Below are 15,484 nucleotides of genomic sequence, written 5' to 3' on the forward strand. Positions count from 1 at the left end.
ACAGGGGCCGCCTCGGGAGGCGGCCCCTGTCTTTCTTCCGAGGGAAAAGGCGCGTCAGTCGCGCCGCAGGACGCCGCTGAGTCCCCAGACGATCCACACCGCCATGACCAGCTTCACCAGATCGCCCAGGAGGAACGGCCCTACGCCGAGGGCGATGGCCCGTTCCGCTCCGAAGAGGACGCCGAGCCAAGTCGCGCCGAGGGCCAGCATGACGACTTCGCCGGTCAGCATCGCAGCGCCCATCCTGAGCGGGCTGCGGCCCCAGCCCCGGTCCGCCGCCCAGCCAGCCAGCGCCGCCATGACGACGAAGCCCACAAGGTAGCCGCCCGTCGGACCCACCATGTAGGCAAGGCCGAGGCCCTGCGTCGGCGTGCCCTGGAAGACCGGCAGCCCCGCTGCGCCCTCGGCAAGGTAGACCAGCACCGTCGCGGCTCCCAGCCGCAGGCCCAGCGTGGCGCCGACGAGGAAGACCGCCAGCGTCTGAAGCGAGACTTGCACCGGCCACATGGGTACAGTCACCTTGGCCGCGAGGGTTAGTACCATGGTCCCGGCGAGGACCAGCGCGACCTGGGTCAGCAAGCGCTGGTTGCGGCTGCCGCTCGGGGCGGCGAGGATCGGCGTTGTTGTCTTCATCTCATGTCCTTTCGCTCGTGGGTCACGCCATGCGGTAGTTATCGACCACATCCATGTTGATCTCGATCCCGATGCCGGGTCCCTCGGGCACCACCATGTGGCCATCCTCAAGCTTCTCGACAGGCTCTTTCAGCAGGTCGTGGCGCAGCGGGTTGGGCTGGGTTTTGGACCAGTCCGACTGCATGAACTCGAAAATCAGGAAGTTCGGCAGCGACACTGCGAACTGCAGCGTGGCGGCCAGGCAAACGGCTGAGCAGCTTCCCGTATGCGGCGCATAGGGAATGTGGAACGCGCGCGACATTGCAGCGATCCGGCGCGCCTCGGTGATGCCGCCGGTGCGCGATATGTTGGGTTGCACGACGTCAATGGCGCCGCTCCGGAAGAAGTCGCGTGAGCCGAAGGCCATGAAATCCGCCTCCCCCGCCGCGATGCGAATGTCGAGCGCGCTGGACAGGCGCTTGTATCCCTCGAGGTCGTTCGGCGCGATGGGCTCCTCGAACCAATAGATTCCGAGGTCCTGAAGTGCGCGGCCGACCTCGAGCGCGGTCTTGAAGTTCTCCGAATAGGCGCAGTTGGCGTCGACCATGAGCCGGATTTCGGAGCCAACTGCCTCGCGGATCGCCGCGACGAAGTCGATATCGACCTGCGGCGTGTCCGGGTTACGGCCGATCTTGATCTTCATGGCGGTGAAGCCGCGCTCCTTGAAGGATTGCGCCTGGGCAACGACCTCCTCCATCTTGCGCAGGCGCAGAGACGAGGCATAGGCGGCGAGGCGGTCGTGATGCCGCCCGCCAAGGAGCTTGTAGAGTGGCACACCCAGGATACGGCCGGACAGATCCCAGAGGGCGATGTCGATGCCGGAGATCGCCTCGACGGCCATGCCGCGGTTGTGGCCGCGGTTCATCATGACGCCGAAGAGAAGCTCCCAGATCGCTTCTCGGTCGAGGGGGTCGCGGCCGGACAGGACACTGCCGATGTCCTCGATGATCGCCCGGGTGGCCGTCGGGGCGAGCCGGACCATGCATTCGCCCCAACCCTCGACTCCATCGTCTGTCTCGATCCGCACCAGCGTGGTGCGGTAGCCGGAGAAGATGATCCTAGTGAGGTCCTCGGCATGGGGCACCGCCACCGGCGCCTCGATCTCGTCCTCGATGGGCACGTAGAGGCTGATCGCCTCGACCTTGGTGATGCGGGGTCCTGTCGTCGTCATTCGGTGTTCCTGCCTTGGGGTTGCCTGGGAACGGCGCGGAACCGGCGGATGCCTCCCCAGGCTGTCGCACCGACGAAGAGAACGATCAGACAGAGGATCGCCAGCGAGTAAGGGCGCTCCAAAAAGATATCGAGGCTATTGCCTGAAAGGAGCATCGACCGGCGAAGGCTGGCTTCGATGATCGGGCTCAGGATGAAGGCCAGGATGAAGGAGGGCAGCGAGTAGTCGAGCCGCTTCAGGAAGTAGGCCAGTATGCCGACGCCGAGCGCAAGCCAGAGGTCGAAGAAGAGCCCGTGCGAGGCATAGACCCCGACGATCGACAGCGAGAGCACGATCGGCACGAGGTAACTGTTGGGAATGGTCAGCGCCCGGGCAAAGAGGTTCGTCACCAACCGGCCGGCCACGTACATGACCAGGGTGGCGACGAGGAAGCCGTAGAAGATACCCATGGCGAGGTCGGGGCTTGCCGAAAAGAGGTTCGGCCCCGGCTGGATGCCGTGGATGATGAAGGCGCCGAGGATGATCGCCGTGGAGGGCGAGCCCGGGATGCCGAGCGCCAAGAGCGGCACCAGCGCGCCGCCCACGGTGGCGTTGTTGGCGGCCTCCGGCGCGGCGATGCCCTCGGGGCTGCCCTTGCCGAACTCCTCGGGATGGCGGCTGGTCTTCTTGGCCTGGATGTAGGCGAACCAAGAGGCCGGACCCGCACCCATGCCCGGAAACAACCCGACAATGGACCCGATGATCGAGCCGCGAAAGGCTGCCGGCGCGACGCTGCGCATCTCTGCGAAGGTGAGGCCAGTGGAGAGCTTCCTGTTCCCCGAGGCAAAGCTCTTGTTCAACTCGTTCGAGACGATGGAAAGGATCTCGGAATAGGCGAACATGCCGGTCAATAGGGCGATCATCCCGACCCCTTCCAGCAGCTCCAGTGTGCCGAAGGTGAAGCGGGGAACGCCGGTGAAGGTGTCGAGCCCGATGGTTCCGACCATCAGCCCAAGGAGCACCGAGATGATGCTCTTGATTGCGCTGCCCGAGCTGAGCGCGCCGACGGCAATGAGCCCGGCGACGCCGATCAGGAAGAACTCCGGATCCGAGAACCGAACCGCCAGACGTGCCAGCGGCACTGCGAGAAAGATGAGGACTAGACCGCCGACGATACCGCCGAGGGTCGAAGCCGCAAGCGAGTAGCCAAGCGCCTTGCCGGCGAGGTCCTTGCGCGCCATCGCGTTGCCGTCGATGGCGGTGGCAACGGCGGCGGGGGTGCCCGGAATGCCTAGGATGATCGAAGAGATCGACCCCCCGTATTCCGACCCCTGGTATGCGGCGATCAGCATCAGCACCGAGGCCAGCGGCGACATCGAATAGGTCAGCGGAAGAAGCAGGACGACGGCGATGGTCGCCCCGAGCCCCGGCAAAGTACCGATGATCAGGCCCATCAGGCTGCCGAAGACGATGGCCGCAAGGCTCCAGAAGGAGAACAGCGCCGAGAAGTCGAAGGAGAGCATGTTCATCATCGGTCGGACCGCCTCAGTGCGTGAAGTTGATGCCGAAGGCGAGATCGAAGACCAGGTACAACAGCAGCGTGAACCCGAGCGCGATGGTGGCAGCGATCAGCCCGTCACGGCGGCTCGGGCGCCATCTGAAGACCACAATCAGAGCAAGGATGAGCGCGACCGTCGCAGGGTAGAAGGCGTCGAGCCTCTGCCAGGCCACGTAGTAGGCGGCGATGATCAGGACTGTCGCCACCAGCCGCCAGGCGCCTTCGATCCGGAACGGCTCGAACTGCGTGTCGTCCTTGCTGGTGATCGTCCGGACCAGCTCGACCAGAGAGAGGACGACCACACTGCCGCCAAGGGCGACGGGCAGCATGATTGGCCGCAGGTCCACTCGCAACCTGTTCAGGGCAAGGTCCCGCGACAACCAGAGATAGACCCCGGCCATGGCTAGGATAAGCAGCAGAAAGCCGACGTTGACCCATCGGTATGTCATGGTCATGACCCCTCCCCGGTCGCTCTCCATAAACGACGTTGTGATTGCAACTTCGCTTCGCTACAATGGCATTGAGTGGACCGGACATGCAAGTGGTCGTTTGCGCCACGGGCTCCGATCCGAAACGGAAACGCCCAAACCCGCAGGATCAAGACAGTGAGCAAAGTCATCATACTGGACGACAGGGACAACGTCGCAACGGCGATCGAGGACATACCCGAAGGCGCGAAGGTCGTCTCCAAGGGGGGCGAGAGCACGACGGTCGAGCCGATCCCCTTCGGTCACAAGGTCGCCCTCGTCGATCTGCCGGACGGGACCGAGATCCTGAAATACGGCGAACCGATCGGTCTCGCGCTCGGCGACATCGGCCAGGGCGCCTGCGTCCACGTGCACAACGTCGACAGCCAGCGCGGCCGCGGCGACAAGGGAGGGAAATGACAATGCAATTCATGGGCTACCGCCGCGAGAACGGCGCCTTCGGCATCCGCAACAATGTCGCCATTCTCGCCGTCATGGACAACGTGAACGGCATCGTGAAGCACCTCGAGTCGCTGGTGAAGGGCACTGTCGCCGTGCCGGTCTGGTACGGGCGCGGCCAGTTCGGCGCCGATGACACCCTGTTCCGCGGCACCCAGGCCGGGCTCGGCAAGAACCCCAACGTCCACTCGGTTCTCGTCGTCAGCCTCGAGCAGGTCTCGGCCGAGACGGTCGCCGCCTCCATCGCCGAGAGTGGCAAGCGGGTCGAACATATTTCGGTGCAGGACGTGGGCGGCACGGTCGAGGCCATCGCCCAAGGCATGCGGCACCTGATGTCCATGGTCGGCGAGGCCAGCGCCCAGCGGGCGGAGCCGGCACCACTGTCGGAGCTCGTCCTCGGCGTCGAATGCGGCGGTACTGACACCACCTCCGGCGTCGCCGCCAACCCGGCCATCGGCCATGTCGCCGACCGGGTGGTCGAGGCTGGCGGCACGGTCTATCTGTCGGAGACGTCGGAATGGATGGGTGCCGAACAGATGCTGGCCAAGCGCGCCCCCGATCCCAAGGTGCAGGAGGAGATCTGGGCCGCTGTGCGCCGGATCGAGGACAGCGCCATCTCCCGCGGGGTCGACATCCGTGGTGCCAACCCGGTGCCCGACAACATCCGCGGCGGCATCACCACAATTGAGGAGAAGTCGCTCGGCGCGATCATCAAGGGCGGCACCACTGAGGTTAAGGGCGTGCTCGGCTTCGGCGAGGCAGCCAAGGGCAAGGGCCTCTACCTGATGGACACCCCTGCTCCCGCAGCTGAATCCATGACCGGACTCGCCGCGGGCGGCGCCCAGATCATCCTCTTCTCGACCGGCCAGATGAACGTGATGGGCCACCTCCTGGCTCCGACGGTCAAGGTCACCGGCAATCCGCGCACGGCCAAGAAGCTGGCCGACAACGTGGACGTCGATGTCTCTCCGATGTTGGAGAACGAGACACTGGAGGCGGCTGGCGGCCGGCTCCTCGACTTCTCGCTCGAGGTCGCCGGCGGCCGAATGACCCGCTCCGAGATGCTCGGCGACGTGGACATCGCGATCACCAGGATCGAGCCGACGGTCTGACCATATGGCAAGAGACGAGCCAATTGTCGACGCGGCGCAACTGACCGCTTTCGCCGCACGACTTTTTGAGGCCGAGGGACTTTCCGGCAAGCACGCCTCGATGGCGGCTGAGGCATTGGTGGCGGCGGACAAACGTGGCGTGAAGACCCACGGCGTCGTGCGCATCCCGCTCTATGCAAGGCGGCTCCGTTCCGGGCTTCTGAACGCCGCGCCGAGCCTGCGTATCGACAGGCCAATGCCAGCGAGCCGCGTGGTTCATGCCGACAACGCCGTCGGAATGGTCGCCGCCCACGTTGCCATTGACGAATGCATGGACGCGGCGGAGACCCTTGGCATCGGTGCCGCCGCGGTGCGCCACGCCAACCACTTCGGCGCCGCCTCAGTCCACACGATCCGGACCGCGCGGCGGGGGATGATCGGCATCGCCATGTCCCCCGGCTCTCGCACCCTGGCACCACACGGCAGCGCCGCGCCGCTTCTCGGCACCAACCCCTTCGCCATCTCAGCGCCTGCCGGGCGCTACGCGCCCTGGTCGCTCGATATGGCGGCGAGCGTCGCGGCACGGGGCCATGTCCGGCTTGCCGCGCGGGACGGACGCACGATCCCCGAGGGCTGGGCGTTGGATGCCGAGGGGCGGCCCACAACCGACGCCGCCGCCGCGCTGAAGGGCGTCATGCTGCCTTTCGGCGGCGCAAAGGGCTCGGGCATGTCTATGATGGTAGAGGTCATGGCTGGCGTCCTGTCCGGCTCCGCCGCGACCGGCGACGTCCGGGACTGGGTCGCCGATTTCGGCGGAACGGCAGATGTCGGGCACTTCTTCCTGGTGATGAAGGTGGAGGCCTTCATGCCGCTTGCGGAGTACGGCACGCGGATGGAGACGATGATCACCCGACTGAAGGCGCTGCCTCCCGCCGAAGGGTTTGCCGAGGTGCTCTATCCGGGTGAGCGGGCTGCCCGGGTGGAGGAGGAGGCAGATACCAAGGGCGTCCCCCTCTCGGCGGAAACCGCCCGGGATCTCCGCGCTCATGCTGCGGAGCTCGGGATCGAGACCCCCTTTTGATCAGGCGATATCCCGGGCCAGTTCGGGCCCGGGCGTCAGCTCGCCCCGCTCGATCCGCCGGATGATGTCGTGCACCTTCTCGTGTGCGCCCACCTCGATGCCGAGCTCTCTACCCTTTCGCGCCACAAGGCCGTTGATCGCCTCGGTCTCCGTCCGACGCCCCTTACGGACGTCCTGCGCCATGGAGGGGCGCTGCTCGGCGCTGCGCGCAGAGACGATCTCGGTCATCCGTGAGCGGATTGCCTCCACGGCGTTGTCCGAGCCCGCCCCCGCCGCGACCAGCGTATCGAAATCATAAGCAGTGTCGACGAGGGTGAGGCCCATGGCCCGCCCCACTTTCACCGTCTGCGCGCCGAGGCGGATGCCGAGGGCGATGGTCTCAGGGTGACTGTCCCGCTCGCCGCCGGTCATGCCGGTCATGGCCGATAGGCCATTGCGCATGGAGTTGACCACCAGCTTAGACCATTTGATACCGGGCAGGTCCCTTACGACATGGGTAACTTCCACTTCCGAGAGGCAATCGACGAGGTCCGCCAGCCGTGGATCTGACGTGTCGCCTGACATGGCTCCCACGCCAACCGTACCGGTGGCCGACATACGGCACACCAGCCCCGGCGCGACAAGGTCGCAGGCCAGCGATTGGATCGCGCATCCGAAAGTGTTTTCGGTCCCGACGATCGAGGCGATTTCAGGCTCGTTGAAGGAATTCTGCAGCGAGACCAAGGCGGCGCTCCGGGCGGCATACATCCGCATCAACTCCACCGCCCAGCGGGTGTCGTAAGATTTGACGGCGACGATGACCATGTCAAAGGGCGGCTCGGCAACCAGCCCCTGCGCCTCGTTCAGGTGCAGCATGCGAGGGCGAACACTGTAGTGGCCTTCCTTGCCGATCCCTTCGATGGTCAGCCCATGGGTCCGGACATGCTCCACATGCTCCGCCCAGCCGTCGATCAGCGTCACTTCCCGGCCGGCGCGGACCAAGCCGGCACCGAAGTAGCCGCCGATAGCCCCGGCGCCGATGATAGCGATGCGATCCGTCATCGGACCCTCCGTGCCTGCTGCAACTAAATACGCCCGCCCCGAGGGTTTCGGGACGGGCGCGAAACTTGGCCGTAGGCCGGTTTATTCCTCCGAATAGCCGGCGACAGCGTCACGGAAGAAGGCGTCGAACTCCTCGTAGCCCATGAAGGCGGACTGCTGGGCCTCGCGTTCCATGTACGCTTGCCACTCGGGGTCTTGGATCGCCTGTTCAAAGGCGTCGCTCAGGGTCTGCAGCACCTCTTCCGGTACACCCGCGGGAGCAAAAACACCGCGCCACAGGACATCGCCGTCGATGTCCTCGTGTCCGAGCTCAAGGAAGGTCGGCACGTCGGGCCGTTCCTCTACCCGCTCCGACAGGCTCTGCGCTAGGATGCGGATTTCGCCCGCGTCGACCTGAGCGTTGATGTTGGAGCTGGTGATCACCGCGGCGTCGATGTTCTCGCCCAATATGGCGGATACGACGTTGGAGCCGCCGTCATAGGGCACATAGGTGACCTCGATGCCAGCCCCTTCGACGAGCCTCCGCACGAAGAAGGACGACCAGCTGCGCGAGCCAACCCCACCGATGCGAAGCTCGCCCGGGTTCTCCTGCGCGAAGCTGACAAGGTCCTCGTAGCTCTCGAACTCCGAGCCGCTGGGGACGATCAGCGTCTTGTAGTCGGCGTTGATCCGAGCGACCGCTTGAATATCGCCGACGCCGACCGGCCAGTCGCCGGTGGACAGGCCGAGGGCCAAGGTGTCGGATTGGCTGAAAAGGGTATAGCCGTCCGCCTCGGAGGACGCCGCGGCGGCGACACCGATTGCCGTCCCGCCGCCTTCGCGGTTAACGGGCACGATGGTGACGTCAAGGACATCCTCGGTGGCGCCGATCAGAGTGCGCGCAAAGGTATCGGCGCCAGACCCGGGCGAGAACGGGATGATCCACTCGATTTCGCCATTGGGGTAGTCCTGGGCCATCGCGCCCGGGGCCGCCAGCGTCATGCCAGTCACGGCTGCCGCGGCTGCAATTGATTTCTTGAACAGGTTCATATCATCTCCTCCGTTTATTGGACTTGTGTTGCTTTGCTGGGGTCTTCGCCCTTCTTTTATGTGCAGGCATGCCCTCCGTAGGGCCGGTCAATCGAGACCGGTCCGGTCGCGGAATGCGCTTGCCTGTGTCTTGGTAAAGACGTTCATCCGCAGCTCCTTGAGATGCGGACCGAATGCGCCGAAAATCTCTGACCCGAAGCGGTCGAGGATCTCGGCCATGTAGTAATCGTGGCGGATGAGCGTATCGGCCATGATCACCATGGCCTGGTTGTGGGTGTAGAAGGCCGCAGCGCCGTCGGTGGTGGCTGTTAAGGCCTGCTTGTGATCGATCGTCATCGTGAAGAGGTTGTCGGCCGTCCCCATCCGCACGCCGTTGCTCTCGTGCAGGTAGATGTGACAGCGATCGGTGAAGCGGAAGGCGTCGGGGTCCTCGCCGTAGATGACGATCAGCATCTCGACGTCGCGCTCCGCCGCTGCCTTAAGCGCCTCTGCATGCCGCTCCAGAACGTCACTCGACGCTTTCGCCCAGAGCGTGGTGTTGCAGTGGTTGATCAGGGCATCGATCTTCTCATGCATGGCAAGTTCGCCGTGCACGTTCCAGACGTAAGGTGCGTCGTCCGGCTGTTCGATCTTGCCGAGCTTCTCTGCCAGCGACTCGCAAAGGGACATCATTTCCCGCCCCAGGCTGGTCAGGTGGCTGTCGGGATCCTTAGCCACGTAGCGCCGCGGGTTGTCGTTGACTGGCAGGACCGAACCGCGCTTGGTGAGGGCCTCAAGCGCGTTGTATGTATTCGGCCGCGGTACCCCTGACTCCTTCGCGATCTCGTACGCCGTGGCTGTGCCACTGCGCATGAGCTGCACGTAGACCCTCGCCTCGTATTCCGTGAAGCCGACCGCCTTGAATTCCTTTAGAATTGCAGCGTCATCTTCCAGCTTGGCTTTTTGTGCATTCACGTCCTGAGTCCTCCTTCAATTTGCCGACGCCGAGTCGTATCGCCCGAATCTGCCAAGAAAAGCTCATAGCCTTGGAAGTTGGCAAGTGCTTGCACTGCCTCGGCCACCTCGTCGAACGAGGGGACTCCACGACGGATGGCCTCTGCCCGAAAGGTCCGCCGCCACGCGTCGACTTCTTCGGACCTGTCCGAACGCAGCACTAGGACGCGGTGCTCGGATGCCTGTTCCTCCTCCCCGAATACGGCAGCAAGCAGGTTGGGAAGGAAGTTTTCGATGTGCCGGTATCCCATTATTACCGGCAGATTGAGATGAATGATTGTTGCGTGAGGTTTCACCTCTCGACGGTTCACGTCGAGTATGCGGGCCGTGATGCGACCCTCATCCTCCTTGAGAACGCTGGCCGGCAGGTCGATTGGATTGCGGAGGCTGGCGCCAGGAGGAAGCACGATCTCGTTCAGCTCGGCCATCGCTGCCGTGGAGGGCCGGGCGAGAGTGAGACCGGCCCTGTCGATGGCGTCGGTTCCGAGGACGCTGGCCCCGCCGCCATTTCCAAACAGCGTTACACCCTGCGACGCCGTCTCCGGCCGGGGCTCGAGGTTCTGGCAAAGCGAAAGCTGCTCAAGGAACTGATCGAGCGTATCGGTGACAATGACTCCGCTTTGGCGGGACAGGGCCTGCCAGGTGGCCGCCGATCCGCCCATCGCACCGGTGTGCGAGGCAGCAGCCGCGCGACCAAGGCTCGTCACGCCGCCGACCAAGACGACCACAGGCTTCCGACCCCTATTCTGGCGAACCAGCTCTACAAAGCGCTCGCCGTTCCGCAGGTCCTCCACATAGAGGCCGATGACCTTGGTCTCCGGGTCTTCCATATAATTTTCGACAAGGTCCGCCGGGCCGATGTCGATGCTGTTGCCGATGGTCACGAGGCCGCTGTAGCGAAGGCCCAGCTCCTGCCCGCGCCGCAGGATGTCCATGCCGAGGCCGCCGCTCTGACAGGCGATACCGACAGAGCCGGGCTCGACCAGCGCGCCCTCCATAAAGGTGAAGCGACCCCGGGGCGAATGGGTGCCCATGCAGTTCGGTCCGATGATGCGGATCATCTGCTTGCGGGCGAGTTCGGCAAGGTCGGATTCCCACTCGCCCTGCACAGCCGGATCGGCACTTGCCATCACTTGCGCAAAGCCGACGCGGCCCTCCGCCTTTTCCAGAACATCCGCAACGCGGCCCGCGGGCACCATCAGATAGGCGTAGTCGGCCCCGGTCGGGGTGGCGGAGAGGTCGGGATAGGCGGTCACGCCTTCGATCTCCTGCGCCTTCGGATGGATCGGGTAGATCGCGCCCGCGTAGCCGGTCTGCTTCAGAAGGCGGATGAAGCGATTGCCCGCCGTGGTGCCGCTGGCCGAGGCACCGACGACAGCGATGGAAATGGGGCGAAACAGGCGGGAGAAGTCCACTCTGCCGCGCGGCACGACAGGGGCCGGAGGCGCGCCGAGCACGATCCTCGCGTCCACCGCCGTCAGCCCGTCCGGCCGGGCGATCAGCGGGTTGAGGTCGAACTCCGCGATCTGCCCGGCATGGTGGGTAAAGATACCCTCGGGCCCCGCCAGCGCCATGAGCGCGGCGACGATTGCCTCGATGTCCGCCCCCTCATTGCCGCGCGCGCCCTTCAGGATCGGCGCGATACGAAGCTCGTCGACCATCCGGCGGGCGTCCGCCTCGATGATCGGGCAGAGCCGGAAGCTGGTGTCCTTCAGAATCTCCGCATAGATGCCGCCGGCCCCCAGCATCACCGCCGGTCCAAGCTGCGGATCGATCAGGCCGCCGATGACGATCTCGGTGCCGGGAGAGGCCATCTCCTCGACCAAGTAGCCGCTGGCCGTCTCGCCCGCCGACTCAAGCCGACCTGCGATTCTGCGGACTGCAGCCGAGACCTCCTGCGCCTCCGTAAGGTTCAGCTCTACGGCGCCCAGGTCGCTCTTGTGCAGGGGCGCGGTCGAGAGCGCCTTGACCGCGAAAGGTGGGCGCAGGCCCGAGAGTGTAGCCGCCGCAACCTCGTGAGAGGTCAGGCGGATACCGCGTGGCACCGCGATCCCCGCTGCCAAAAGCAGCGCCTTGGCCCCCGCCTCATCGAGCGCCCGGTCGCCGCGGGCGACGGCCGCCTTCAGGAGTTCGGCGGCGCCGGGGCGGCCCCGTTCCGGGGCGATATGCTCGGTGGGTGCCATCAAAAGCTGGTCGGCCAGTTCGCCAGGTGGTGCTGCCCGACAGAGCCCTCGGGTCCGCTGCACTGGATGTCGAGCGCCGAGGTCAGGAAGGCCCGCGTCTCGTTCGGCGCGATAACGGCCTGCGATTCGAAGAGCTCGGCCAAGGCGAAGGCGGAGCTGTCGTTGGCGATCTCGGCGACCAGGTTGTCGAACCGCTCGGGATCGTCCTCGCGCTTCAGCCCGTAGAGGACGTTGACGCCCACCCGCGGGTCCATGAATCCGAAGTTCGCGCTCGGCCAGGCCGCCTGCAGGTCCGCATGCCGGCCGCCGCCCATGTTGAGGTAGGCCTGGCCGTAGTTCTTGCGCATGGTGATGGCGATCCGCGGCACGGTCACTTGCGAGAGGGCGTTCATCCAGTTCATGATCCGCCCCGGCGCCCAGCGCTTCTCCCCCTCGGGGCCGATCAGAAAACCGGGCTGGTCGACAAGGAAGATGATCGGAATGTTGAAGCTGTCGCAAAGGACGAGAAAGCTCGTCGCCTTGCGCATGGAATCGACGTCGATGGCGCCGCCTCGGACCATGGGGTTCGAGGCGATGAAGCCGACGCTTCGCCCGTTCAGCCGCGCCAGCGAGGTGACGAGGGAGCGGCCGAAGCGCGGCTTCAGCGCGAAGACGCTGCCGAGGTCGGCGATGCCTTCGACGATCTTGTGGCTGTCGTAGACCTGGCTCTGGCTCTCGGGGATGAGCTTTGCCAGCTCCTCGCCCGCCGCGTCGGAGCCCTCGGGCACCGCCACTATCTCCGGTGCGACCTTCCCGCCTTGCGGCATGTAGGAGAGGTACCGCTTGACGATGTCGAGCGCCTCCTCGTCGGTTTCGACGGCATAGTCGACAAGGCCCGTCTTCTCGGTATGCAGCTTCCAGCCGCCCAGCTCCTCGGGGTCGACGGGCTGGTTGATCGCGATGGAGGTGACCCGGCTCGAGGCGACGGCCATGGTCGCGCCCTTCCGCATTACGGCGAAGTCCGACATGCAAGCGTACCAAGTCGAGGAGCCGTAGCAGTCGCCCAGCAAGGCAGAGACCAGCGGCATCTCGCGGCGGCGGCAGAATTCGGTCGGGTCCTGCCCGAGGATCGACCGCCCGCTGGCGCCCATCCGGTCGGGCATCCGCGCGCCCGAGCTTTCGCCCAGCATCACCAGCGGCAGGCCCTTGGCGGCGGCCACTTCCTTCACGTGCTTAATCTTCTTGCCGTTGATGACGCTTGAGGAGGCTCCGAGGGTGGTGAAATCGTTTGATACAACGGCGATGTTGCGCCCGTCGATCTTGCCGTAGCCACTGACCTTGCCGTCGGCCGGGGTGCGGTCCCGCACCTCGGCGCGGTGCGAGCGGGCGAGCATGCCCACCTCGAGGAAGCTGCCCTCGTCGAGCAGGTAGTCGAGACGCTGGCGGGCGTTGAGAATGCCCTTCTCCTTGCGCTCGGCCAGCCGCTTTTCGCTGCCCATCGCCAGAGCCGACTTGCGCCGCTCTTGCAGTTCCCTATTGAGGTCGTCGGTCGTCTGCGAAGCCACGTGAGGCACCACCCTTTTAGTAGTTATTGACGAAACTACTACTGACAGTCGAGCAGGGTGTCAACCACCGCAAGACTAGTAGTTGCTCTTGTAACTCCTTATGATTGCGGCTAGTGTCGCGCGGCATACGAAAGGGATTTGACGATGATCGACATCAACAGCGAGATGACCGGTTCGGTCTGGAAGATTCTGGTGGAGCCCGGCCAGCAGGTGAGCGAGGGCGACACGGTCATCATCATCGAGTCGATGAAGATGGAGATTCCCGTGGTCGCGATGGACAGCGGCAAGGTGGCCGAGATCCTCGTCAAGGAGAGCGACATGGTCGAAGACGGTCAGGTCGTAATCCGGCTCGAGGGCTGAGACCATGAAGAAGCTGCTGATCGCTAACCGGGGCGAGGTTGCCTGCCGGATCATCCGTTCGGCCCGCGAGATGGGGATCGCGACGGTCGCCGTCTATTCGGAAGCCGATGCCGCCGCCCTTCACGTGGAGATGGCTGACGAGGCCCGCGAGATCGGTCCGGCCCGCGCCTCGGACAGCTACCTCAAGACCGAGACGATCCTGACGGTCGCCACCGAGACTGGCGCCGACGCGATTCACCCCGGCTACGGCTTCCTGTCCGAGAACGCGGATTTCGCCGAGGCGGTTCTCGCCGCCGGCCTAACCTGGGTCGGCCCCGCGCCCGAGACGATCCGCCTGATGGGCGACAAGCAGTCGGCCCGGCGCACCGCCGAGGCGGCGGGCGTGCCCGTGGTGCCCGGCAGCCCCCGCTTCGCCCCCGGCGCCCTCAAGGGGGTCGAGGAGGCGGGCCATGCGGTCGGCTACCCCCTCCTCGTCAAGGCGGCCTCCGGCGGCGGCGGCATCGGTATGCGCCAAGTAGACGGCCCCGAGGCCCTGACCAAGACCGCCGCCATGGTACAGGAAGCCGCCGTGAAATCCTTCGGCGACGGCGACATCTACCTCGAACGCTACTTGCCCCGCGCACGGCACGTCGAAGTACAGGTCTTCGGCTTCGGAGACGGCACGGCGATCCACCTGCACGAGCGGGACTGCTCGCTCCAGCGCCGCTTCCAGAAGGTGATCGAGGAGGCTCCCGCCCCCGGCCTGCCTGAGGCGACCCGCAATGCCATGGGCAACGCCGCCCTCTCCCTCTGCGCAGAGGTCTCCTACAGCGGTGCCGGGACGGTGGAATTCATTCTCGACGCGGCGACGGGCGAGTTCTTCTTCCTCGAGATGAACACCCGCATCCAGGTCGAGCATCCGGTGACCGAGATGGTGACCGGCCGCGACCTCGTTGCCATGCAGCTCGAACTGGCAAGGACCGGCGACGTTAAGGATCGCTCGGCACCCGGCACCGACGGGTGGTCTATCGAGTGCCGCCTCTATGCCGAGAACCCGGCAAGGAAGTTCTTCCCCTCTCCCGGCAAGCTGACCCGCTTCGACACGCCCGCCCCGCGCCCGGACCTGCGCATCGAGACCGGCTTTCGTGCCGGCGACACGGTGTCGCCTTACTACGATCCGCTGATCGCCAAGATCGTCACCCACGGGTCGGACCGCACCGCCGCCATCACCCGCGCCGTCACCGCCCTGCGCGAGACAAAGGCGGAGGGGATCGTGACCAACCGGGAGTTCCTGATCGCCTGCCTCGCCTCAGAGGGATTCGCCGCGGGCGATGTGCACACGAGGTTCATCGACGACCACGGTGCGGCGCTGCTCGAGGTCGCTGCCGCCGAGACGGAAAGCGTGGGATAGCACAATGGCAAACTTCGACTGGAGCGACCCGCTGGGGTTCGAGACCGCGCTGACCGAGGAGGAGCGCGCGCTGACGTCCCGCGCCCGCGCCCTCGCGGAGGAAGAACTGGCGCCGCAGGTAACGGCGGACTTCCTCGCCGGTCGCACGGACCGATCGGTCTTTACCCGCCTCGGCGCGGCAGGCCTTCTCGGGCTGACCGAAGCGCCCGAGGCGGGCGGCAAGGGGCTCGGCTACGTCTCCTACGGTCTGGTCGCGCGGGAGCTGGAGCGTGTGGACTCTGGCTACAGGACGATGATGAGCGTGCAGTCTTCGCTGGTGATCCACCCCATCGCCGCCTTCGGCTCAGACGCGCAGAAGGAACGATATCTGCCCGGCCTGATGGGCGGCGAGCTGGTCGGCGCCTTCGGCCTGACCGAGCCCGGATCGGGCTCCGATCCCGGCTCGATGACGACGGTGGCCTGGAAG

The 15,484-nt window shown here is 65.5% G+C and carries 15 protein-coding genes; 6 read left to right on the forward strand and 9 right to left on the reverse strand.

All coding sequences use genetic code 11. The annotated features are described in order from the left end of the window. Window positions 1-54: 54 nt before the first annotated feature. The 4 genes from AC13C7_RS14805 to AC13C7_RS14820 form a co-directional block, all read right to left on the reverse strand. Window positions 55-519, reverse strand: coding sequence for a biotin transporter BioY (locus AC13C7_RS14805; RefSeq protein ID WP_446120113.1), 465 nt, complete (start codon window positions 517-519; stop codon window positions 55-57). A 136-nt stretch (window positions 520-655) separates the two neighbouring features. Beyond that, on the reverse strand, window positions 656-1,843 hold the full coding sequence (locus AC13C7_RS14810) for a mandelate racemase/muconate lactonizing enzyme family protein (RefSeq protein WP_446120115.1): 1,188 nt from the start codon (window positions 1,841-1,843) through the stop codon (window positions 656-658). After that, window positions 1,840-3,354: a tripartite tricarboxylate transporter permease gene (locus tag AC13C7_RS14815; RefSeq protein ID WP_482867948.1), complete on the reverse strand. Its 1,515-nt coding sequence runs from the start codon at window positions 3,352-3,354 to the stop codon at window positions 1,840-1,842. The genes AC13C7_RS14810 and AC13C7_RS14815 overlap by 4 nt, the downstream gene beginning before the upstream one ends. Before the next feature lie 13 nt (window positions 3,355-3,367). Next, window positions 3,368-3,835 (reverse strand): tripartite tricarboxylate transporter TctB family protein, encoded by a 468-nt coding sequence (locus tag AC13C7_RS14820; RefSeq protein ID WP_446120119.1) that lies wholly within the window; start codon window positions 3,833-3,835, stop codon window positions 3,368-3,370. A 150-nt stretch (window positions 3,836-3,985) separates the two neighbouring features. Between AC13C7_RS14820 and AC13C7_RS14825 the strand changes: the two genes are divergently transcribed. From AC13C7_RS14825 to AC13C7_RS14835, 3 genes are read left to right on the forward strand one after another with little or no spacing between them, the layout of a single operon-like run. Then, the gene (locus AC13C7_RS14825) at window positions 3,986-4,267 is read left to right on the forward strand and encodes a UxaA family hydrolase (protein WP_446120121.1); all 282 of its coding nucleotides are present in this window, start codon (window positions 3,986-3,988) and stop codon (window positions 4,265-4,267) included. A gap of 2 nt (window positions 4,268-4,269) precedes the next feature. After that, on the forward strand, window positions 4,270-5,418 hold the full coding sequence (locus tag AC13C7_RS14830) for a UxaA family hydrolase (RefSeq protein ID WP_482867949.1): 1,149 nt from the start codon (window positions 4,270-4,272) through the stop codon (window positions 5,416-5,418). Window positions 5,419-5,422: 4 nt separating this feature from the next. After that, window positions 5,423-6,478: an Ldh family oxidoreductase gene (locus tag AC13C7_RS14835; protein WP_446120125.1), complete on the forward strand. Its 1,056-nt coding sequence runs from the start codon at window positions 5,423-5,425 to the stop codon at window positions 6,476-6,478. Here AC13C7_RS14835 and AC13C7_RS14840 read toward each other — a convergent pair whose 3' ends face one another. The 5 genes from AC13C7_RS14840 to AC13C7_RS14860 all read right to left on the reverse strand — a co-directional run bounded on the left by AC13C7_RS14840 (window position 6,479) and on the right by AC13C7_RS14860 (window position 13,268). Continuing rightward, entirely contained in the window at window positions 6,479-7,519 is a 1,041-nt protein-coding gene (locus tag AC13C7_RS14840) for a ketopantoate reductase family protein (protein WP_482867950.1), read from the reverse strand. A gap of 81 nt (window positions 7,520-7,600) precedes the next feature. After that, window positions 7,601-8,548: a Bug family tripartite tricarboxylate transporter substrate binding protein gene (locus tag AC13C7_RS14845; RefSeq protein WP_446120129.1), complete on the reverse strand. Its 948-nt coding sequence runs from the start codon at window positions 8,546-8,548 to the stop codon at window positions 7,601-7,603. A gap of 87 nt (window positions 8,549-8,635) precedes the next feature. After that, entirely contained in the window at window positions 8,636-9,502 is an 867-nt protein-coding gene (locus tag AC13C7_RS14850; protein WP_446120131.1) for a TrmB family transcriptional regulator, read from the reverse strand. Next, window positions 9,499-11,724, reverse strand: a complete 2,226-nt coding sequence (locus AC13C7_RS14855) for an acetate--CoA ligase family protein (RefSeq protein ID WP_482867951.1) — start codon at window positions 11,722-11,724, stop codon at window positions 9,499-9,501. The genes AC13C7_RS14850 and AC13C7_RS14855 overlap by 4 nt, the downstream gene beginning before the upstream one ends. Then, entirely contained in the window at window positions 11,724-13,268 is a 1,545-nt protein-coding gene (locus AC13C7_RS14860) for an acyl-CoA carboxylase subunit beta (RefSeq protein WP_482867952.1), read from the reverse strand. Before AC13C7_RS14860 ends, AC13C7_RS14855 begins: the two co-directional genes overlap by 1 nt. Before the next feature lie 144 nt (window positions 13,269-13,412). On the opposite strand from AC13C7_RS14860, the gene AC13C7_RS14865 reads away from it, so the two are divergent. From AC13C7_RS14865 to AC13C7_RS14875, 3 genes are all read left to right on the forward strand, one after another. Next, complete coding sequence (locus tag AC13C7_RS14865; protein ID WP_446120137.1) at window positions 13,413-13,628, forward strand: biotin/lipoyl-binding carrier protein; 216 nt, start codon at window positions 13,413-13,415, stop codon at window positions 13,626-13,628. A gap of 4 nt (window positions 13,629-13,632) precedes the next feature. Further along, window positions 13,633-15,018, forward strand: coding sequence for an acetyl-CoA carboxylase biotin carboxylase subunit (locus AC13C7_RS14870; RefSeq protein ID WP_482867953.1), 1,386 nt, complete (start codon window positions 13,633-13,635; stop codon window positions 15,016-15,018). Window positions 15,019-15,022: 4 nt separating this feature from the next. Continuing rightward, window positions 15,023-15,484 (forward strand): acyl-CoA dehydrogenase family protein (locus AC13C7_RS14875; RefSeq protein WP_482867954.1); only part of this gene is annotated, 462 nt, incomplete at its 3' end.

Source organism: Alterinioella sp. B-7 (assembly GCF_056857775.1).